Here is a 17,343-nt window from a genome sequence, read left to right on the forward strand (position 1 = left end):
GCTCAGGCCGCCTTGCCGCTGGTGTCTGCCGCGGTGGTGGCGCCGGCTGCGGTCAGGCCGTGTGCGATCGCGGCGTGGAAAGTCTTGGCGGGCAACTTGTCGATCTCGTCGGGCTCGGCCGGCCGGTCAGTCTCGGGCACGGGGCAGGCCACGCAGGCGTCGAGCTCGTCGAGCTCCGGCCATCGGGGGTAGCTGCCCAGGCGTTGGGAGAACACCTCGACGTGCGCCGCCACTTCAGCCTCGCCGGCGCTGCGTGCGCCGTGCAGCACCAGCGGCGGCAAAAAGCGCATGCCGCAGAGCGCGGCGGTCTGCTCGTACGGCGGCAGGAAGGCATCGAAGAAGTAGCGGTGGTAGTTCTGGGGGTGGTAGCTCGCCTCGGGGCTGCCGGTGGTGGCGACCAGCCAGAGGTCCTTGCCCTGCAGGGCGGTGCCGCCGGGTCCGTAGGCCCAGCCGTAGGCGAGCACGTCGTCGATCCAGAGCTTTTGCAGCGCGGGCATCGAATACCACTGGATCGGGTGCACCAGCACCACCAGGCTGGCCTTGGCGAGCCGGGCCTGTTCGGCTTCGATGTCGATGGCGAAGTCGGGGTAGCTGCCGTAGAGGTCGTTGACGTCCACGCCCGGCACCGCGCGCGCGGCGGCCAGCATGCGGCGATTGACGCGGGAATCGCGCCAGTGCGGGTGGGCTGCAAGCACGTAGATGCCCCCCGCACCGGTCGCGGGGGTCTCCGGGGATGTTGTTGTAGTCATGCCGCGAACATAGCGCAACGGCGGCCGATTCCGCGGCCGGCAAAGGGCGAGGCACTACGATGCCGGCTATTCCAACTCTGGAGGAGCACGCCATGCCGGTGGTTCTGGTCGCCAACCCCAAGGGTGGCGTAGGCAAGTCGACGATCGCGACCAACATCGCGGGTTACTTTGCAAGCCGCGGCCATGCCGTGATGCTCGGCGACGTGGACCGCCAGCAGTCCTCGCGGCTCTGGCTGGGCCTGCGGCCGCCGGTGGCCCGGCCCATTTCCACCTGGGAGGCCTCGGGCGACAGCACCGTGGTGCGCCCCCCGCGCGGCACCACGCACGCAGTGCTCGACACGCCCGCCGGCCTGCACGGCTGGCGCTTCAAGGAGGTGCTGGCGCTGGCCGACCGGGTCATCGTGCCGCTGCAGCCGAGCATCTTCGACATCTATGCGACGCGCGATTTCCTCGACCGCCTGATGGAGCAGCGCCGCGCGGAGAAAACAAGGATCGGCCTCGTGGGCATGCGCGTGAACGCCCGCACCCTGGCCGCCGACCGGCTGCACGAATTCATCGCCGGGCTGGGCGTGCCGGTGCTGGGCGAGCTGCGCGACACGCAGAACTACGTGCAGCTTGCCGCGCGCGGACTCACGCTGTTCGACATCGCGCCGGGCCGCGTGCAGCGCGATCTGGAACAGTGGCAGCCCATTTGCGAATGGCTCGACGCCTGAGGGCGTCCCCCCGGTTTTCCCTGATCCCGGTTGTCGCGATGCCGACAGCCGCGCCGAAGACCTTCACGCCAGAATGCCCCGCATGACCAAAAAGACATTCCAGACCCTTCAGGATCTCTCCGCGTGCGTTGGCCAAGAGGTCGCGGTGAGCGACTGGATCACCGTCACGCAGGAGCAGGTCAACCAGTTCGCCGAGGCGACGGGTGACCACCAGTGGATCCATGTCGACGTCGAGCGGGCCAAGGCCGGCCCCTTCGGCGGGCCGATTGCGCACGGCTTTCTCACGCTGTCGCTGCTGCCGAAATTCTTCGAGGCGGCGATCGATGTGGTCGAGTCGCGCATGGGCGTGAACTACGGCATGAACCGGGTGCGCTTCATGTCGCCGGTGCCTGTGGGCAAGCGGCTGCGCGCACGCATGAAGCTGCTGAGCTCGGAGCCCATTGCCGACGATGGCTTCCAGATGACCTGGGAGACCACCATCGAGCTCGAAGGCGCCGCCAAGCCGGCGTGTGTGGCCGAGTCGGTGGCGCGCCGCTACCGCTGAGGCAGCGGCGCTGCTTGCTTACATCCGGCGGGCGGGACGATCGGTCACTTCGCCGTAGGTGGCGGCGCCCTGGCGCGTGATGCTCAATGCGCTCTGGCGCACGGTGCCGCGGTCGGTGTTGCCGTCCCGGGCCTGAAGCGCGCCGGTGCCGCCGTTGGTGATTTTCATCGGCTGACGTGCGTCGGCCTGCACCTGCGCACGCGACAGCGTCGACTGGAACGGCGCGGGCGGCAGCGGGTTCTGTTCGCCCTGGAAGGCCTGGGCGGCGGTGCTCAGTGCGAGCGTGGCGAAGGTCGCGAGGGCAATCGACTTGGCATTCATGGTGAAACTCCTTGGGGCAAAACATTGAGGGACTCGATGCCGGTCCGACTGCATGGAAGCATTCGAGCCGGCATGTCTTTCAATACGCCGCGCGTTGCCGACCGGATGCGCCCTTGCCGCCCGCAGGGGGTGCTACTTTGTTTCTTTGTGTGAGCCGGCCGGCCGTCAGCCGAAGCCGTTTTGCCGCCAGGCCTCGAACACCGTGACGGCCACGGCGTTGGAGAGGTTCAGGCTGCGCTGGCCTTCGCGCATCGGCAGCCGCAGCCGCTGGGGCTCGGCGAAGCCGTCGCGTATCGCGGGCGGCAGGCCGCTGGTTTCGGAGCCGAACACCAGCCAGTCGCCCGGCTGGAAGCGCACGTCGTGCACGGCGCGCGTGCCGCGGGTGGTGAGGGCGAACATGCGGTCGGCGGCGGGGCTTTCCGCATCGATCAGCGCCTGCCAGTCGGCATGGCGTTTCACTTCGGCGTATTCGTGGTAGTCGAGCCCGGCGCGGCGCAGCAGGCGGTCGTCCATCGAAAAACCCAGCGGCTCGACCAGGTGCAGCGTGCAGCCGGTGTTGGCCGCGAGCCGGATCACGTTGCCGGTGTTCGGCGGAATTTCGGGGTGGACCAGGACGATATGAAACATGCGCCGATTGTCGGCGGCTCGCGCGCGGGCTTTTGCCCTTCAGCGCGGCGGATCCGTACGCGCCAGCACGACGGCGGTGATGTGGGCGGCGCCGGCCAGCTTCAGTGCCTGGGCGGCGGAGAACAGCGAGGCGCCGCTGGTCATCACGTCGTCGACCAGGACGATGCGCTTTCCGCGCGCCTTGTGCGCGCAGAGCGGCTCGACGGCAAAGGCGCCGCGCAGATTGCGCAGGCGCTCGGCGCGCGCAAGGCCGCTCTGCGGCGGGGTTTCGCGGGTGCGCAGCAGCAGGGTCGCGTCGGTCTTGGCCGGGGCGATGCGGCGCGCAAGTTCGAGCGCCTGGTTGAAGCCTCGCTCCCTCAGCCGGGCGGGCGCGAGCGGCATCGGCAGGACGATGTCGCATTGCTCCAGCGCGGGCTCCACCCACGGCGCGCTGCGCAGCAGTGTGGCGAACGGGCCGGCCCAGCCGGCGTTGCCGCGAAATTTGAAGCTGGCGATGCAGTCGGGCCAGGGCCATGCGTAGGTGCAGGCCGCCAGGCAGGCATCGAGCGGCGGCGGTTGCAGCACGCACTCGCCGCAGCGGGCAACGCCCTCGGGAAGCGGCAGGGCGCAGCCGCCGCAGCGCGCGGCCGGCGGGGCGAAGCGGGCGACGCAGGCATCGCACACCGGTTGTGACGGCCAGGCGCGGCAGACCTCGCACTGGCTGGGCAGCCGCGCAACGCCTGCAATGAGAGAGGTGAAAGGCCTCAGGGCCCCGTGGCTGAGCATGGGCTGAATATACTCAGCGCCCCATGGCCACCGACCCCGCAAGAAGACCGCCGACCATCGATCCCACGGCGGCCGAACGCTGGCGAAGGTTGGCGCCCGCCGAGGGCTCACCCTGGCTGCACGAAGAAATCGGCCGCCGCATGGAAGACCGGCTGCAATGGATCAAGGCGCAGCCCCGCAGCTGGGCCAACTGGGCGCCGCTGCGAGGCGGCCTCGAGGCGCACGAGCTGGTGGCGCGCCGCTACCGCGAGGCCGCCTGCTTCGTGATCGAGCCCGAGCCCGCGCTGGCCGCCAGAACCGGCGACGCGCTGGCCGCACCCTGGTGGAGCGCCCGCCGCTGGCAGGGCGGCAAGGCCCGTTTCGATGCGCCGCCCGAAGACGGCGTGGATCTGCTCTGGGCGAACATGTCGCTTCACATGGCGGCCGACCCCGAGGCGTTGATCTCGCAGTGGCACCGGCTGGTCGCGACCGACGGTTTCCTGATGTTCTCCTGCCTGGGCCCCGACACCGTGCGCGAACTGCGCGCGCTGCATGCCCGGCTCGGCTGGCCCGCCGCGGGCCACGAGTACACCGACATGCACGACTGGGGTGACATGCTGGTGCATGCCGGCTTTGCCGAGCCGGTGATGGACATGGAGCGCATCGTGCTGACCTGGGCCACGCCAGAGGCCGCGCTGGCCGAGCTGCGCACGCTCGGGCGCAACCTGCACCCGGCGCGCTTTGCGGCGCTGCGGGGCAAGGATTGGCACAAGGCATTGAAAACCGCGCTGCCCGAACTGGCCCCGGCCGAAGGGGGCGGGGGGCACATCGCGCTGACCTTCGAGGTCATCTACGGCCATGCCTTCAAGCCGGCGCCGCGCGTGTCGTTGTCGGCCGAAAGCGCGGTGTCGCTGCGCGAGATGCGCTCGATGCTGCAGCGAGGTCGGCCCGGCGCCTGATTGCCTAGTAGTAGTGACCCGTAGGCGTCCCATCGCGCCTGCGGTCGCCGGTATCTACCCGCTACAATCCGCCGTTGCGTGGAACTCGTGGGTATTGTCCCGCGATCGAGGGGCTGTCCGAACCTGTTGCACAAGAGGTTTTGGCGACCGTCGGCGCACCGATTTGCTGAACTCGCCCGTGTCGAATTCCGTGTTTCGTTTTGCCACCGTCTCAGGCCAGAGCACTCAATGGTTCCTGAAGCGGAACTGCTCGGTGACGCCGAGCCAGCTGGGCTGGCTCTACGCGTCGCTGTGCGTGGTGTCGCTCGGTATCGGTACGGTGTTCTGGCTGCACGGTGCGCCTCTGGTGCTGCCTTTTGCGTGGCTCGAACTCGCCGCGGTGGGCTTTGCGTTCATGCTGTACGCAAGGCATGCGACCGACGGAGAACGGATCGCGCTGCAGGGCGGCCGGCTGGTGGTGGAGCTCGAGGACGGTGGGCACTACGAGCGCATGGAATTTCTTCCGCACCAGGTGCGGATCGAACCGCAGACCAGCGATCGCTCGTTGATCGAGGTCTCGGGACAGGGTCGATCGGTCAGGGTGGGGCGCTATGTACGCCCGGAGTTGCGTGCAGCACTGGCGCGCGAGATTCGCATGGCGTTGCGTGGCGCTTGAAGCGGCTTGCGCAGCGCTGCACGGTTGGGTTTGTCGAAAAAATTGAAGAAACGTGAACACGATGAAGAGCATTTGGCGCAACAAGTACAGGCCGGCGAATCTGTTGCTGGCGGCCGGCGCGGCTTTCAGCAGCGCGGCGCACGCAGTCAACGATCTGCCCGGCGGCCCTTCGGTTCGCCAGTTGAATCTTCCGGTCGGTGTGACCAAGATCGCGCAGGAGCAGCATCTGCTCCACACGATCATGATGATTCTGTGCACGGTCATCTTCGTCGCCGTGTTCGCGGTCATGTTCTATTCCATCTGGAAGCACCGCAAGTCGGTCGGCCACAAGGCGGCCAACTTCCATGAATCGGTGGTGGTCGAGGTCATCTGGACCATCGTTCCCTTCCTCATCGTGATCGTGATGGCGCTGCCCGCCACCAAGGTGCTGGTGGCCCAGAAGGACACCACCAACGCCGACCTCACGATCAAGACCACCGGCTACCAGTGGAAGTGGGGCTACGACTACCTCAACGGCGAAGGCGAGGGCCTGGCCTTCATCTCCACGCTGGACAGCTCGCAGCGCGCCATGTCCGATGCCGGCGCCAAGGGCCCGATGCCCGACGACTACCTGTTCAAGGTCGACAACCCGCTGGTCGTGCCGGTGCAAAAGAAGATCCGCATCATCACCACTGCGAACGACGTGATCCACGCCTTCGCCGTGCCGCAGCTGGGCGTCAAGCAGGACGCCATTCCCGGCTTCGTGCGCGACACCTGGTTCCGTGCCGAAACCGTGGGCGACTACTACGGCCAGTGCCAGGAGCTGTGCGGCAAGGAACACGCCTACATGCCGATCCACGTGAAGGTGGTTTCGTCGGCCGACTACACCGCCTGGGTCGACACCAAGCGCAAGGAAGCCGCGGCCAAGCTCGACGACCCGACCAAGGTCTGGGCGTTGCCCGAGCTGCTGGTGCGCGGCGAGAAGGTCTACGCCGCCAATTGCGCGGCCTGCCACCAGGCCAACGGCAAGGGCGCCGGTCCCATCAAGCCGCTGGACGGCTCGGCGAAGGTCGTCGCAGCCGATCACAAGCTGCAGCTCGAAGTGCTGCTCAATGGCCAGAACAACGGCGCGATGCCTGCCTGGAAGCAGCTGAGCGACACCGACCTCGCGGCAGTGGCCACGTACACAAAGAACAGCTGGTCGAACAAGACGGGCCAGCTGGTGCAGCCGGCCGAAGTGCTGGCCCTGCGCGGCAAGTGACACGGCAGCATCAGCAGCGCCCCGCGAAGAAGAAATTGCAAGGAACAACGAAATGAGTGCAGTCCTCGACCCCCACGGTCACGCCCACGGCGACCACGCACACGACGAGCATCACGCGGCACCCACCGGCTGGCGTCGCTGGGTCTTCGCGACCAACCACAAGGACATCGGCACGCTCTACCTGCTGTTCAGCTTCACGATGCTGATGGTGGGCGGCGTGCTCGCGCTCCTGATTCGCGCCGAGTTGTTCCAGCCCGGCCTGCAACTGGTGAACCCGGAGCTCTTCAACCAGTTCACCACCATGCACGGCCTGATCATGGTGTTCGGCGCCATCATGCCGGCCTTCGTGGGCTTCGCGAACTGGATGATCCCGCTGCAGGTGGGTGCCTCCGACATGGCGTTCGCGCGCATGAACAACTTCAGCTTCTGGCTGCTGATTCCCGCGGCGCTGATGCTGGTGGGTTCATTCTTCATGCCCGGTGGCGCGCCGGCTGCAGGCTGGACGCTCTACGCGCCGCTCACGCTGCAGATGGGCCCTTCGATGGACGCCGGCATCTTCGCGATGCACATCATGGGCGCCTCGTCGATCATGGGCTCGATCAACATCATCGTGACCATCCTCAACATGCGCGCCCCCGGCATGACGCTGATGAAGATGCCGATGTTCTGCTGGACCTGGCTCATCACCGCCTACCTGCTGATCGCCGTGATGCCCGTGCTCGCAGGCGCCATCACCATGACGCTGACCGACCGCCACTTTGGAACCAGCTTCTTCAACCCCGCCGGCGGCGGCGACCCGGTGATGTACCAGCACATCTTCTGGTTCTTCGGCCACCCCGAGGTCTACATCATGATCTTGCCGGCCTTCGGCATCATCAGCCAGGTGGTACCGGCCTTCGCCCGCAAGAAGCTCTTCGGCTACGCCTCGATGGTGTACGCCACGTCGTCCATCGCCATCCTGTCGTTCATCGTGTGGGCCCACCACATGTTCACGACCGGCATGCCGCTCACCGGCCAGCTGTTCTTCATGTACGCGACGATGCTGATCGCGGTGCCCACGGCCGTGAAGATCTTCAACTGGATCGCCACGATGTGGCAGGGCTCGATGACCTTCGAGACGCCCATGCTGTTCGCGGTCGGCTTCATCTTCGTGTTCACGATGGGCGGCTTCACCGGCCTGATCCTTGCCGTCGCACCGATCGACACGCAGCTGCAGGACACCTACTACGTGGTGGCCCACTTCCACTACGTGCTGGTGGCCGGCTCGCTGTTCGCGATGTTCTCGGGCTTCTACTACTGGGTGCCCAAGTGGACCGGCGTGATGTACAACGAAACGCGCGGCAAGGTCCACTTCTGGTGGTCGCTGATCTCGTTCAACATCACCTTCTTCCCGATGCACTTCCTGGGTCTGGCCGGCATGCCGCGACGCTACGCCGACTACCCGATGCAGTTCGCCGACTTCAACGCCCTGGCGTCGGTCGGTGCCTTCTTCTTCGGTTTCGCGCAGGTGTATTTCTTCCTGTTCATCGTGCTGCCCACCATGCGTGGCAAGGGTGAAAAGGCTTCGGCGAAGCCCTGGGAAGCAGCCGAAGGCCTGGAATGGGAAGTGCCGTCGCCGGCGCCTTTCCACACCTTCGAGAACCCGCCCAAGCTCGATGCAACGGCCACCAAGGTGATCGGTTGAGCGACCGCACGACGACGATGACCACGCCCGAGCAAAGAAAGAACAACCGGCGCATGGGGCTGACACTGGCCTCCATTGCGGTGATTTTTTTCGTGGGCTTCATCGTCCGCATGGTCTTCTTCGGCGCTCGCTGACCGCGGCCCGAACCGAAAGCAGCACATCATGAGCCTCGGCCAACGCATCCGTCGCGCCAATGTCCGCATGGTGGGCAAGCTCGTCGTCGTGACCTGCGGCATGTTTGCCTTCGGCTACGCGCTGGTGCCTATGTATCGCGCGATCTGCGAGATGACCGGCATCAACATCCTGGCGCTCTCCGAGCTCGAGGTGCCGGGCGGGGCGAGTGGCGGCAAGAACGTGCGCGTGCCCGACAACACGCAGGTCGACATGACCCGCACGATCAAGGTCGAGTTCGACTCCAACGTGCGCGGTGGCCTCTGGGACTTCAAGCCCGCCGAGCGGACCATGGAAGTGCACCCGGGCCAGCTCAACACGGTGGTCTACGAGTTCCAGAACGTGCAGAACCGCCGCATGGCCGCACAGGCCATTCCGAGCTATGCGCCGCAGCAGGCGGCACCGTATTTCAACAAGCTCGAGTGCTTCTGCTTCAACCAGTACACGCTGGATCCGGGCGAGAAGAAGCAGTGGCCGGTCGCCTTCGTGATCGACCCGAAGATTTCCAAGGACGTGAAGACCATCACGCTGTCGTACACCTTCTTCGAGGTGGGCGGCAAGACGCCGCCGGCGCCTGTGGCCGCGGTTTCGGGCACTGCCAATGAGCCGCGCTCGTGATGACCGCGCCGTCGAACCGGCCGAAGGCCACGCTGTGGGACACCGTGAAGGCCGTGGGCTGGTCGTTCTTCGGCGTTCGCAAGAACAGCGCCTACCAGGACGACCTGGCCAAGCTGAATCCGTTGCACATCATCGCGGTGGCCTTTGTGGCGGTGATCGTCTTCGTCGTCGGCCTGGTCGTGCTGGTGCGCCATGTGGTCGCCACGGCCTGACGAAGAATCCACGATAAGCAGAATCCATTGAATCGAGAGAAGAAAGAAAGCCAGGAGCTGATATGAGTTCAACCACCCACGGCACCACGCCCTATTACTTCGTGCCCGGCCCGTCGGCCTATCCGGTGCTGGCCGCCATCGGCCTGTTCTTCGTCATCCTCGGCGCGGCTCAATGGATCAACGGCCACGCCTGGGGCGCCTGGTCGCTGCTGGTGGGCATGGTCGTCTGGCTCGGTACGCTCTTCGCCTGGTTCCGCGCCGCCGTCGGCGAGAGTGAGAGCGGCCAGTACGGCCACAAGATCGACCTCTCGTTCCGCTGGAGCATGAGCTGGTTCATCTTCTCCGAAGTGATGTTCTTCGGCGCTTTCTTCACGGCGCTGTGGTGGGCTCGTACCCATGCGCTGCCTACGCTCGGCAGCCTGGACAACGCGATCCTGTGGCCCGACTTCAAGGCGGTGTGGCCCAGCGTGGCCGCCGGCGTGACGGGTTCTCCGGCCGGCATCGTCGAGCCCTTCCAGACCGTGGGCCCGTTCTGGCTGCCCACGATCAACACCCTGCTGCTGCTCAGCTCGGGCGTGACCCTCACCATTGCCCACCACGCGCTGCGTGCAGGCCATCGTGCGCAGACCATCCGCTTCATGTGGCTGACCGTGCTGCTGGGCATCGTCTTCCTGGGCGTGCAGGGCTACGAGTACTACCACCTGTACACCGAACTGAACCTGAAGCTCAGCTCCGGTGCCTACGGCTCGACCTTCTACATGCTCACTGGCTTCCACGGCCTGCATGTGTTCATCGGCATGCTGATGCTGCTGTTCATCACCCTGCGATTGCAGAAGGGCCACTTCACGCCCGAGCGCCATTTCGGCTTCGAAGGCGCGGCGTGGTACTGGCACTTCGTGGACGTGGTGTGGCTGGGTCTTTACATTCTGGTTTACTGGCTTTGAGCGACAAACCTCGCGGCATTCCAGAAAAAAGGCGCCGTAAGGCGCCTTTTTCATGGTTCTCGTGGAACGAGCACCATCTACTTGCCGACCGGGAGCCCGGTGGGCTGGATGTAGCCGAGTTTCCAGGCCAGCAGCAAGCAGAGGAACAAAAACACCGAGAGGCCGATCCGAACGGTGAGCGCGCGCGCCATGCCGCCGCTCTTGGCGCGCCCGTTGCGACCGTCCTTCAACATGAAGTACAGCGCAAATCCGAGGCTCGCGAAGATGCCCAGGAAAGCCAGGGCGATGAAATATTTCATGACCCGCATTATCGGCCGCAAGCCCCGTCCTCTCCAGTGACCCCCGACGCCCTGGGCGACCCCGCGCCCCTTCGCACCACCGCCACCGCTGCTGCTTCGCCACGTTCCCGAAGTGGCCGCGGCCGGTTCTTGTTCCTCACCCTCGCCGCCGTGCTCACGGTGGCGGCCACGGTGTCGCTCGGCCGCTGGCAGCTCTCGCGTGCCGCGCAAAAAGAAGCGCTGCAGGCCCAGATCGACGCCCAGAAGCAGAAGCCGCCGCTCAGCCAGGCCGAGTTCCTGGCGCTCGAAAAGCCGAGCGATTCGCTGCACCGGCCGGTGCGCTTGCGCGGCCTCTGGCTCACGCCGCAGACGGTCTACCTGGACAACCGCCAGATGCACGGCGTGCCTGGCTTCTATGTGCTCACGCCCTTTGCGCTCGAAGGCACCGAGCAGACGGTGATGATCCAGCGCGGCTGGGTGCAGCGCAATTTCGTCGATCGCACGAAGCTGGGCGCGATCGAAACCCCGCCTGGCATCGTCGAGGTCACCGGCCTGATCGAGCCGCCGCCGAGCCACCTGCTTGAACTGGGCAAGGCCGAGGCGGCTGCGCCGGCGCCCGCTGCGGCCGCTTCCGGTTCGGCCTTGCAGGCACCGGCCGTCGAGGGGTCTTCCTCCATCCGGCAAAATCTCGACCTGGAGGCCTTCCGCGCCGAGACCAATTCGCCGCTGCGAACCGATGTGTCGCTGCAGCAGAGCGGACCGGCCTCCGAGGGCCTGCAGCGCGACTGGCCGGCCCCGGCGCTGGGCCTGGAGAAGCACTACGGTTACGCATTCCAGTGGTTCGGCCTCTCGGCCCTCGTCGTCATCCTCTATGTCTGGTTCCAATGCATCACCCCCTTCCGCCGCTCGCGGCGCCGTGCACGCGATGAGCGCCGCATCTGACGAACCGCTGGGCCTGACGGTGCACTCGATGCCTTCGCCCAACCAGGCGCTGGACGGCGCCGAGGGCCGGCGCACGGTCGTCGGGCGCTGGAAGATGATCGCCGTGCTGCTGATGTGCGCGGCGCCGGTCATCGCGTCTTACTTCACCTACTACGTGATCCGTCCCGAGGGCCGCAGCGTCTTCGGTCAGCTGATCGACCCGCAGCGCCCGCTGCCCGCGCTGACAGCGACCGACCGCAACGGCGCGCCGGTCGATATCGCCACGCTCAAGGGCCAGTGGCTGTTGGTCGCGGTGGCCGATGCGGCCTGCGACGCGCTGTGCGAGCAGCAGCTCTACCTGCAGCGGCAACTGCGCGAAAGCCTGGGCCGCGAAAAAGACCGCATGGACCGCGTCTGGCTGGTGAGCGACGCCGCGCCCGTGCCCGAGCGCCTGAACAACGGCCTGCACGGCGCCACCGTGCTGCGCGTGCCGGCCGAGCAGCTGGCCAGGTGGCTGGCTCCCGATGCCGGTCACACGCTGGCGGAACACCTGTACGTGATCGATCCCATGGGCAACTGGATGATGCGCTTCCCGGCCCGCATGGACGCCGCGGGCGCAAGCCGCGCCAAGCGCGACGTCGACCGCCTGCTGCGCGCCTCCTCGTCGTGGGACGAGCCCGGCCGCTGATCGATCCATCGACGCACTGACGCATGGACACGACGAGCTCCCTGTACGACCTCACACCGATCGCCTGGCTCATGGCGGCGGGCGTGCTGATCGCGCTCGGCCCGCTGCTGTGGGTGTGGCGCCGCAATGCGGGCGCGGGCCCGGCGCGGCGGCTGCATGCGCTGACGGTGCTCACGCTGTTTCTCACCTTCGACCTCACGCTCTTCGGCGCCTTCACCCGGCTCACCGATTCGGGCCTGGGCTGCCCCGACTGGCCCGGCTGCTACGGCAACGCCAGCCCGGTCGGCGCGCGGCATGAAATTGCCATGGCGCAGTCGGCCCAGCCGACCGGCCCGGTCACGCACAGCAAGGCCTGGGTCGAGATGGTTCACCGCTACCTCGCGACCGGCGTGGGGGTGCTGATCCTCACGCTGGCGGGTGCGACCTGGGTGGTGCGGCGGCGGCAGCGGCGATTGCCCGCGCCGAATGCGGATGGCGAGCACGTCACGCTGAGTGCGTGGTGGCCGGCTGCGACGCTGGTGTGGGTCTGCCTGCAGGGTGCCTTTGGCGCGATGACGGTCACCTGGAAGCTGTTTCCCGCGATCGTCACACTGCATCTGCTTGGTGCGATCGTGCTGCTCGCGCTGTTGTGCATCCAGGCCGTGCACTACCGGCAGGCTGCCGCACGGCGCCTGCCGACGCCCGTGTCGCCTGCCTTGCGCAGCGGGCTCATCGCAACCGCCGTGCTGCTCGTTCTGCAGATCGCGCTCGGCGGCTGGGTCAGCACCAACTACGCGGTGCTGGCCTGCACCCAGTTTCCGACCTGCCAGGGCAGCTGGTGGCCGGCAATGAATTTTGCGCAGGGCTTCGAGATCTGGCGGCACCTTGGCGTGACGGGCGAAGGCCAGCCGCTCGACTTCTCCGCGCTCACCGCCATTCACTATGTGCACCGACTGATGGCCTATGTGGTCTTCGTCGCGCTGGGCGTGCTCGCCTTGCGGCTGCGCCGTATCGGGTCGCTGCGTCCGCAAGCCCACTGGCTCGCCGGCCTGGCGTTGCTGCAACTGGCCACGGGCCTGGGCAACGTGCTGCTCGGCTGGCCGCTGGCGGCGGCGGTGCTCCACACCGGCGGCGCCGCGGCGCTCGCCGTGGTGCTGACCTGGGCGCTGTGCGAGAGCCGCCGCGACCTCGCCATCGCGACCCGGCGTGCCGACGACAATGCACGCACCGCCCCTCCTTCGAAGAAAGCCGCCGCTTGAGCACCCCGATCCCCGTTCAGCACACCAGCACCGCGAACGTGTTGCGTCAGTTCTATGCGCTGACCAAGCCGCGCGTGGTGCAGCTGATCGTGTTCTGCGCGCTGATCGGCATGGTGCTGGCGGTGCCCGGCCTGCCGACGTGGGCCGACGTGCAGCGCGCCGTGCTCGCCTGCATCGGCATCTGGCTGGTGGCCGGCGCGGCGGCGGCGTTCAACTGCCTGGTCGAGAAGGGCATCGACGCCAAGATGAAGCGCACCGCCTGGCGCCCCACGGCGCGCGGGCAGCTCAGCGACCGGCAGGCGCTGGTGTTCTCGGCGCTGCTGTGCGCGGCGGGCTCGGTGCTGCTGTGGTTCACCGTCAACCCGCTCACCATGTGGCTGACCTTTGCCACCTTCGTCGGCTATGCGGTGATCTACACCGTGATCCTGAAGCCGCTGACGCCGCAGAACATCGTGATCGGCGGCGCCTCGGGCGCGATGCCGCCGGTGCTGGGCTGGGCCGCGATGACGGGCGAAGTGGGCCCGCAGGCGCTGATCCTCTTTCTCATCATCTTCCTGTGGACGCCGCCGCACTTCTGGGCGCTGGCGCTCTACCGCGTGGAGGACTACCGCAAGGCGGGCCTGCCGATGCTGCCGGTCACGCACGGCAACGAGTTCACGCGGCTGCAGGTGCTGCTCTACACCTTCATTCTTTTCGCGGCCTGCCTGATGCCCTTCATCTACGGCATGAGCGGCTGGCTGTACCTGGCCGTGGCCGTGGTCGTGAGCATCGGATTCACGGGCTACGCCTTTGCGCTGTGGCGCAACTACTCGGACCTGCTTGCGCGCAAGACCTTCCGGTTTTCGCTGATTCACCTGAGCGTGCTGTTCCTGGCGCTGCTCGTCGACCACTACATCCACTGAATTGACCACCGTTCCCATGAACAAGCGCAACGCTCTCCAATTGATCGCCGTCACTGTCGGCGCGGCGGCGTTGGGCGTGGGCTTGTCGGCCTGCGGCGAGAAGAAGCAGAGCTTCACCGCCGTCGACATCACCGGCGCCGACTACGCCAAGGACTTCTCGCTGAAGGACGCCGACGGCAAGGTCCGCACCATGGCCGACTTCAAGGGCAAGGTGGTCGTGCTGTTCTTCGGCTACGCGCAATGCCCGGACGTCTGCCCGACCACGATGACCGAGATGGCGCAGGTCAAGCAGCAACTGGGCAAGGACGCTGACAAGCTGCAGGTGCTGTTCGTCACCGTCGACCCAGCGCGCGACACGCCCGAGGTGATGAAGGCCTACATGGGCGCGTTCGACCCCAATTTCGTCGCGCTCATCCCTACGCCCGACGAACTGGTCGCGACCGCCAAGGACTTCAAGGTCTACTACAAGAAGGTCGAAGGCAAGACGCCGACCAGCTACTCGATGGACCATTCGGCCGCCAGCTTCGTCTACGACACACAGGGCCGCCTGCGGCTCTATGCGCGCTACGGCGCGGGTGTGCCGTCGATGGTGTCCGACGTGAAGGCGCTGCTCGCTTCCTGAACGGGGACCGGCCCAGATGCATGCCGTTTCGGCCGCCCTTGCCGGCCCGGTCGATCACCTGAAGGGGCGCAAGGGTGCCTTCCGCATCGCGCTGATCCCGCCCGAGGTGCTGCGCGCCCTGAACGAGGGGCTGCTCGAAACCGTCAACCTCAACGAATTCATGGCGCTGGAGCTGCCACAGCTGGCGCGCAGCGTGGCGGGCCACATCGGGCTTGATGCTGCAAGCGAGCGGCTGCTCGACACCATCGCCATGCTCGATGCGTTCAAGCCGATGCAGCGGCACACACACATTGCCCGCGCGCTCTACGACCTGACAGCGCTTCATGCGGAGCGCGATGCTGTCGCGCACCGGCTGGCCACGCATCCCAGCGACGTGGCGCGCTGCTGGGCGGCGCAGTGGATCACTCTGTCCGGATTGCCTTTGCCTCTGCAACTCGAAGCGGTGCGCCGCTTTGCCGCCGACCCGCATTTCGGCGTGCGCGAGATCGCCTGGATGGCGGTGCGCGACCCGGTCATCGCTTCGCTGGACGAAGCGCTCGCGCTGCTGCAGCCGTGGGTGGTCGATGCCGACCCGAACATCCGCCGCTTCGCTTGCGAACTCACGCGTCCGCGCGGCGTGTGGTGCGCGCAGATCGAGGCGCTCAAGGCCGAGCCGTGGCGCGCCTTGCCGCTGATCGAGCCGCTGCGGGCCGACCCTGGCCGCTACGTGCAGAACTCGGTGGCGAACTGGCTCAACGACGCGAGCAAGACGCAAGGGGAGTGGGTCCGGAAACTGTGCCTTCGCTGGATCGAGGAATCCGACACGGATGCGACCCGGTACATCGCGAAGCGCGCGCTGCGGACCTTGTCCAGAACGCCATGAAAAAACCCGGCAGCGCCGGGTTTTTTCGTGGGGGCGAGCAACCGCTTACGCGTAGTCCGCCAGCGCCTTCTTCATCTTCTTCATCGCTGCGACTTCGATCTGGCGAATGCGCTCGGCGCTCACGCCGTACACCGCAGCCAGGTCGTGCAGCGTCATGCCGCCCGAGCCGTCGTCATTGACCTTGAGCCAGCGCTCTTCCACGATGCGGCGGCTGCGGTCGTCCAGCGCTTCCAGCGCTGTTGCGATGCCGTCGCTCGACAGGCGATCGCGCTGCTGCGATTCGAGCAGGGCGGTCGGTTCCTGCGCGGCGTCGGCCAGGTAGGCGATGGGGCCGAAGGCGTCGTCACCGTCGTCGGACGGACCCGGGTCGAGCAGCACGTCGCCGCCCGACAGGCGGGTTTCCATCTCGATCACCTCTTCGGGCTTGACGTTGAGCCGGGTCGCCATTTGCGCGACCTCGTCGGGGCTCAGCGTTTCGCGGTGCGTGCCGTTGTCGGACGCGGCCGAGTCGGCCTTGAAGCCCTGCTTCATCGAGCGCAGGTTGAAGAACAGCTTGCGCTGGGCCTTGGTCGTCGCGACCTTGACCATGCGCCAGTTCTTCAGGATGTACTCGTGAATCTCGGCCTTGATCCAGTGCATGGCGTAGCTCACCAGCCGCACGCCCTGGTCGGGATCGAAGCGCTTCACGGCCTTCATGAGACCGACGTTGCCCTCCTGGATCAGGTCGCCGTGCGGCAGCCCGTAGCCCAGGTATTGGCGGGAAATGGAAACCACGAGGCGCAGGTGCGACAGGATCAGCGCGCCGGCGGCGTCGAGGTCGTTCTGGTCGCGCAGCTTGCGTGCGAAGCCCTGCTCTTCTTCGAGCGTGAGCAGCGGCAGGCGATTGGCGGCCGAGATGTAGGCATCCAGGTTACCCAGCGGAGGCACCATCGACCATGGGTTGGCGACTGCCAGCTGGTTGGCAGAGACTCCAGACAGCGTTGTCATCAGGGGGAACTCCTTTGTGTGGGTCATATTAGCACTCGGTTAGAGGGAGTGCTAAACCAAGGGTTCCCTTGAGTTTCTATCGCTTGGATAGCCACAGGCTACCAGCGGACGCCCAGCTTTAGAAACAGCTTCGACAGCACGAAGAGCGGGCCGACCCAGAGATACTGGATGTCTTCGAAGAACGAAGGTTTCTTGCCCTCGATCTTGTGGCCCACGAACTGGAAGATCCACGCCACCACGAAGATAGCGGCTGAAACCGGCAAAACAAGCCCGCCCATCGCATGCACCAGCGCCAGGGCCACCACGGTAAGCATGAGCATCGTCAGCAAAAAGACCGGCGCGCGCAGCAGCGCGTAGTAGACGAGGCTGGCAGCCACGAAGCCGTAAGCCACCCACGGGTGAATCGCAAAAAGCAGCCCGACGATGCTCAGCATGATGGCCGGGATCGCCACGAAGTGGATCCGCTCATTGGTCGGGTTGAGATGGCTTTCCTCGTAGTGGGCAAGCAAGCGGTCGACCTTGCGATCGCTCGTTTCCAGTGGCGGGGCAGCGGTGTGCATCATGGTGAGCCTTCGAAAGCGCCGTGCGACGCGGCAAGGCTTCGATGGTGCCCACGGCGGCCGGCAATGGCAAGCGCTACTGAAAAAGTAGCAATTCCGCCCCG

At 66.4% G+C, this 17,343-nt stretch carries 23 protein-coding genes; 16 read left to right on the top strand and 7 right to left on the bottom strand.

Annotated elements, in window-relative coordinates; all coding sequences use genetic code 11:
- Nucleotides 1-2 precede the first annotated feature (2 nt).
- The gene (locus ABIC90_RS22120; RefSeq protein ID WP_354357897.1) at nt 3-749 is read right to left on the bottom strand and encodes an NAD(P)H-dependent oxidoreductase; all 747 of its coding nucleotides are present in this window, start codon (nt 747-749) and stop codon (nt 3-5) included.
- Nucleotides 750-841: 92 nt separating this feature from the next.
- On the opposite strand from ABIC90_RS22120, the gene ABIC90_RS22125 reads away from it, so the two are divergent.
- Together ABIC90_RS22125 and ABIC90_RS22130 are read left to right on the top strand one after the other, a co-directional pair.
- Nucleotides 842-1,462, top strand: coding sequence for a ParA family protein (locus ABIC90_RS22125; protein WP_354357899.1), 621 nt, complete (start codon nt 842-844; stop codon nt 1,460-1,462).
- Between the two features lie 73 nt (nt 1,463-1,535).
- On the top strand, nt 1,536-2,006 hold the full coding sequence (locus ABIC90_RS22130) for a MaoC family dehydratase (protein WP_354357901.1): 471 nt from the start codon (nt 1,536-1,538) through the stop codon (nt 2,004-2,006).
- 18 nt (nt 2,007-2,024) lie between these two features.
- On the opposite strand, the gene ABIC90_RS22135 is transcribed toward ABIC90_RS22130, so the two are convergent.
- The 3 genes from ABIC90_RS22135 to ABIC90_RS22145 form a co-directional block, all read right to left on the bottom strand.
- The gene (locus ABIC90_RS22135) at nt 2,025-2,327 is read right to left on the bottom strand and encodes a DUF4148 domain-containing protein (RefSeq protein WP_354357903.1); all 303 of its coding nucleotides are present in this window, start codon (nt 2,325-2,327) and stop codon (nt 2,025-2,027) included.
- A gap of 165 nt (nt 2,328-2,492) precedes the next feature.
- Entirely contained in the window at nt 2,493-2,954 is a 462-nt protein-coding gene (gene trmL / locus ABIC90_RS22140) for a tRNA (uridine(34)/cytosine(34)/5-carboxymethylaminomethyluridine(34)-2'-O)-methyltransferase TrmL (protein ID WP_354357905.1), read from the bottom strand.
- A gap of 39 nt (nt 2,955-2,993) precedes the next feature.
- On the bottom strand, nt 2,994-3,719 hold the full coding sequence (locus ABIC90_RS22145; protein WP_354357907.1) for a ComF family protein: 726 nt from the start codon (nt 3,717-3,719) through the stop codon (nt 2,994-2,996).
- Between the two features lie 23 nt (nt 3,720-3,742).
- Between ABIC90_RS22145 and ABIC90_RS22150 the strand changes: the two genes are divergently transcribed.
- From ABIC90_RS22150 to ABIC90_RS22185, 8 genes are all read left to right on the top strand, one after another.
- Nucleotides 3,743-4,657 (top strand): biotin synthase, encoded by a 915-nt coding sequence (locus ABIC90_RS22150; protein WP_354357909.1) that lies wholly within the window; start codon nt 3,743-3,745, stop codon nt 4,655-4,657.
- A 178-nt stretch (nt 4,658-4,835) separates the two neighbouring features.
- On the top strand, nt 4,836-5,312 hold the full coding sequence (locus ABIC90_RS22155) for a DUF2244 domain-containing protein (RefSeq protein ID WP_354357911.1): 477 nt from the start codon (nt 4,836-4,838) through the stop codon (nt 5,310-5,312).
- A gap of 61 nt (nt 5,313-5,373) precedes the next feature.
- Nucleotides 5,374-6,552, top strand: a complete 1,179-nt coding sequence (coxB, locus tag ABIC90_RS22160; RefSeq protein ID WP_354357913.1) for a cytochrome c oxidase subunit II — start codon at nt 5,374-5,376, stop codon at nt 6,550-6,552.
- A 52-nt stretch (nt 6,553-6,604) separates the two neighbouring features.
- Nucleotides 6,605-8,236, top strand: a complete 1,632-nt coding sequence (gene ctaD, locus ABIC90_RS22165; protein WP_354357915.1) for a cytochrome c oxidase subunit I — start codon at nt 6,605-6,607, stop codon at nt 8,234-8,236.
- Nucleotides 8,237-8,253: 17 nt separating this feature from the next.
- Nucleotides 8,254-8,370, top strand: coding sequence for a cytochrome oxidase small assembly protein (locus ABIC90_RS22170; protein WP_354357997.1), 117 nt, complete (start codon nt 8,254-8,256; stop codon nt 8,368-8,370).
- A 28-nt stretch (nt 8,371-8,398) separates the two neighbouring features.
- Nucleotides 8,399-9,025: a cytochrome c oxidase assembly protein gene (locus ABIC90_RS22175; RefSeq protein ID WP_354357917.1), complete on the top strand. Its 627-nt coding sequence runs from the start codon at nt 8,399-8,401 to the stop codon at nt 9,023-9,025.
- Nucleotides 9,025-9,237 (top strand): DUF2970 domain-containing protein, encoded by a 213-nt coding sequence (locus ABIC90_RS22180; protein ID WP_354357919.1) that lies wholly within the window; start codon nt 9,025-9,027, stop codon nt 9,235-9,237. The genes ABIC90_RS22175 and ABIC90_RS22180 overlap by 1 nt, the downstream gene beginning before the upstream one ends.
- A 62-nt stretch (nt 9,238-9,299) precedes the next feature.
- Nucleotides 9,300-10,181 carry a cytochrome c oxidase subunit 3 gene (locus ABIC90_RS22185; RefSeq protein ID WP_354357921.1) on the top strand — a complete coding sequence of 294 codons (882 nt, stop codon included), beginning with the start codon at nt 9,300-9,302 and terminating at the stop codon, nt 10,179-10,181.
- Nucleotides 10,182-10,258: 77 nt separating this feature from the next.
- Here the strand turns inward: ABIC90_RS22185 and ABIC90_RS22190 are convergent, their stop codons facing one another.
- A complete protein-coding gene (locus ABIC90_RS22190) occupies nt 10,259-10,489 on the bottom strand; it encodes a twin transmembrane helix small protein (RefSeq protein ID WP_354357923.1) in 231 nt (76 codons plus the stop codon).
- Between the two features lie 120 nt (nt 10,490-10,609).
- On the opposite strand from ABIC90_RS22190, the gene ABIC90_RS22195 reads away from it, so the two are divergent.
- From ABIC90_RS22195 to ABIC90_RS22220, 6 genes are read left to right on the top strand one after another with little or no spacing between them, the layout of a single operon-like run.
- On the top strand, nt 10,610-11,401 hold the full coding sequence (locus tag ABIC90_RS22195) for an SURF1 family protein (protein ID WP_354357925.1): 792 nt from the start codon (nt 10,610-10,612) through the stop codon (nt 11,399-11,401).
- A complete protein-coding gene (locus ABIC90_RS22200) occupies nt 11,385-12,068 on the top strand; it encodes a hypothetical protein (protein WP_354357927.1) in 684 nt (227 codons plus the stop codon). Before ABIC90_RS22195 ends, ABIC90_RS22200 begins: the two co-directional genes overlap by 17 nt.
- Nucleotides 12,069-12,091: 23 nt before the next feature.
- Complete coding sequence (locus ABIC90_RS22205; RefSeq protein WP_354357929.1) at nt 12,092-13,306, top strand: COX15/CtaA family protein; 1,215 nt, start codon at nt 12,092-12,094, stop codon at nt 13,304-13,306.
- Nucleotides 13,303-14,208 carry a heme o synthase gene (gene cyoE, locus ABIC90_RS22210; protein WP_354357931.1) on the top strand — a complete coding sequence of 302 codons (906 nt, stop codon included), beginning with the start codon at nt 13,303-13,305 and terminating at the stop codon, nt 14,206-14,208. The genes ABIC90_RS22205 and cyoE overlap by 4 nt, the downstream gene beginning before the upstream one ends.
- A 16-nt stretch (nt 14,209-14,224) precedes the next feature.
- On the top strand, nt 14,225-14,830 hold the full coding sequence (locus ABIC90_RS22215) for an SCO family protein (RefSeq protein ID WP_354357999.1): 606 nt from the start codon (nt 14,225-14,227) through the stop codon (nt 14,828-14,830).
- A gap of 16 nt (nt 14,831-14,846) precedes the next feature.
- Nucleotides 14,847-15,692: a DNA alkylation repair protein gene (locus ABIC90_RS22220; protein WP_354357933.1), complete on the top strand. Its 846-nt coding sequence runs from the start codon at nt 14,847-14,849 to the stop codon at nt 15,690-15,692.
- Between the two features lie 45 nt (nt 15,693-15,737).
- Here the strand turns inward: ABIC90_RS22220 and rpoH are convergent, their stop codons facing one another.
- Both rpoH and ABIC90_RS22230 read right to left on the bottom strand, forming a co-directional pair.
- On the bottom strand, nt 15,738-16,679 hold the full coding sequence (gene rpoH / locus ABIC90_RS22225) for an RNA polymerase sigma factor RpoH (protein ID WP_354357935.1): 942 nt from the start codon (nt 16,677-16,679) through the stop codon (nt 15,738-15,740).
- A 98-nt stretch (nt 16,680-16,777) separates the two neighbouring features.
- Nucleotides 16,778-17,242 carry a DUF962 domain-containing protein gene (locus ABIC90_RS22230; protein WP_354357937.1) on the bottom strand — a complete coding sequence of 155 codons (465 nt, stop codon included), beginning with the start codon at nt 17,240-17,242 and terminating at the stop codon, nt 16,778-16,780.
- Nucleotides 17,243-17,343 lie beyond the last annotated feature (101 nt).

It is taken from the genome of Variovorax boronicumulans (genome assembly GCF_040544675.1).
GTDB classification, from domain to species: Bacteria; Pseudomonadota; Gammaproteobacteria; order Burkholderiales; family Burkholderiaceae_C; genus Variovorax; species Variovorax boronicumulans_D.

Bases quoted from the DNA above. Each gene is read 5' to 3' on its own strand.
- ABIC90_RS22120 (WP_354357897.1), bottom strand. From the start codon at position 749: ATGACTACAACAACATCCCCGGAGACCCCCGCGACCGGTGCGGGGGGC.
- ABIC90_RS22125 (WP_354357899.1), top strand. From the start codon at position 842: ATGCCGGTGGTTCTGGTCGCCAACCCCAAGGGTGGCGTAGGCAAGTCG.
- ABIC90_RS22130 (WP_354357901.1), top strand. From the start codon at position 1,536: ATGCCCCGCATGACCAAAAAGACATTCCAGACCCTTCAGGATCTCTCC.
- ABIC90_RS22135 (WP_354357903.1), bottom strand. From the start codon at position 2,327: ATGAATGCCAAGTCGATTGCCCTCGCGACCTTCGCCACGCTCGCACTG.
- trmL (WP_354357905.1), bottom strand. From the start codon at position 2,954: ATGTTTCATATCGTCCTGGTCCACCCCGAAATTCCGCCGAACACCGGC.
- ABIC90_RS22145 (WP_354357907.1), bottom strand. From the start codon at position 3,719: ATGCTCAGCCACGGGGCCCTGAGGCCTTTCACCTCTCTCATTGCAGGC.
- ABIC90_RS22150 (WP_354357909.1), top strand. From the start codon at position 3,743: ATGGCCACCGACCCCGCAAGAAGACCGCCGACCATCGATCCCACGGCG.
- coxB (WP_354357913.1), top strand. From the start codon at position 5,374: ATGAAGAGCATTTGGCGCAACAAGTACAGGCCGGCGAATCTGTTGCTG.
- ctaD (WP_354357915.1), top strand. From the start codon at position 6,605: ATGAGTGCAGTCCTCGACCCCCACGGTCACGCCCACGGCGACCACGCA.
- ABIC90_RS22170 (WP_354357997.1), top strand. From the start codon at position 8,254: ATGACCACGCCCGAGCAAAGAAAGAACAACCGGCGCATGGGGCTGACA.
- ABIC90_RS22175 (WP_354357917.1), top strand. From the start codon at position 8,399: ATGAGCCTCGGCCAACGCATCCGTCGCGCCAATGTCCGCATGGTGGGC.
- ABIC90_RS22180 (WP_354357919.1), top strand. From the start codon at position 9,025: ATGACCGCGCCGTCGAACCGGCCGAAGGCCACGCTGTGGGACACCGTG.
- ABIC90_RS22185 (WP_354357921.1), top strand. From the start codon at position 9,300: ATGAGTTCAACCACCCACGGCACCACGCCCTATTACTTCGTGCCCGGC.
- ABIC90_RS22190 (WP_354357923.1), bottom strand. From the start codon at position 10,489: ATGCGGGTCATGAAATATTTCATCGCCCTGGCTTTCCTGGGCATCTTC.
- ABIC90_RS22200 (WP_354357927.1), top strand. From the start codon at position 11,385: ATGAGCGCCGCATCTGACGAACCGCTGGGCCTGACGGTGCACTCGATG.
- ABIC90_RS22205 (WP_354357929.1), top strand. From the start codon at position 12,092: ATGGACACGACGAGCTCCCTGTACGACCTCACACCGATCGCCTGGCTC.
- ABIC90_RS22215 (WP_354357999.1), top strand. From the start codon at position 14,225: ATGAACAAGCGCAACGCTCTCCAATTGATCGCCGTCACTGTCGGCGCG.
- ABIC90_RS22220 (WP_354357933.1), top strand. From the start codon at position 14,847: ATGCATGCCGTTTCGGCCGCCCTTGCCGGCCCGGTCGATCACCTGAAG.
- rpoH (WP_354357935.1), bottom strand. From the start codon at position 16,679: ATGACAACGCTGTCTGGAGTCTCTGCCAACCAGCTGGCAGTCGCCAAC.
- ABIC90_RS22230 (WP_354357937.1), bottom strand. From the start codon at position 17,242: ATGATGCACACCGCTGCCCCGCCACTGGAAACGAGCGATCGCAAGGTC.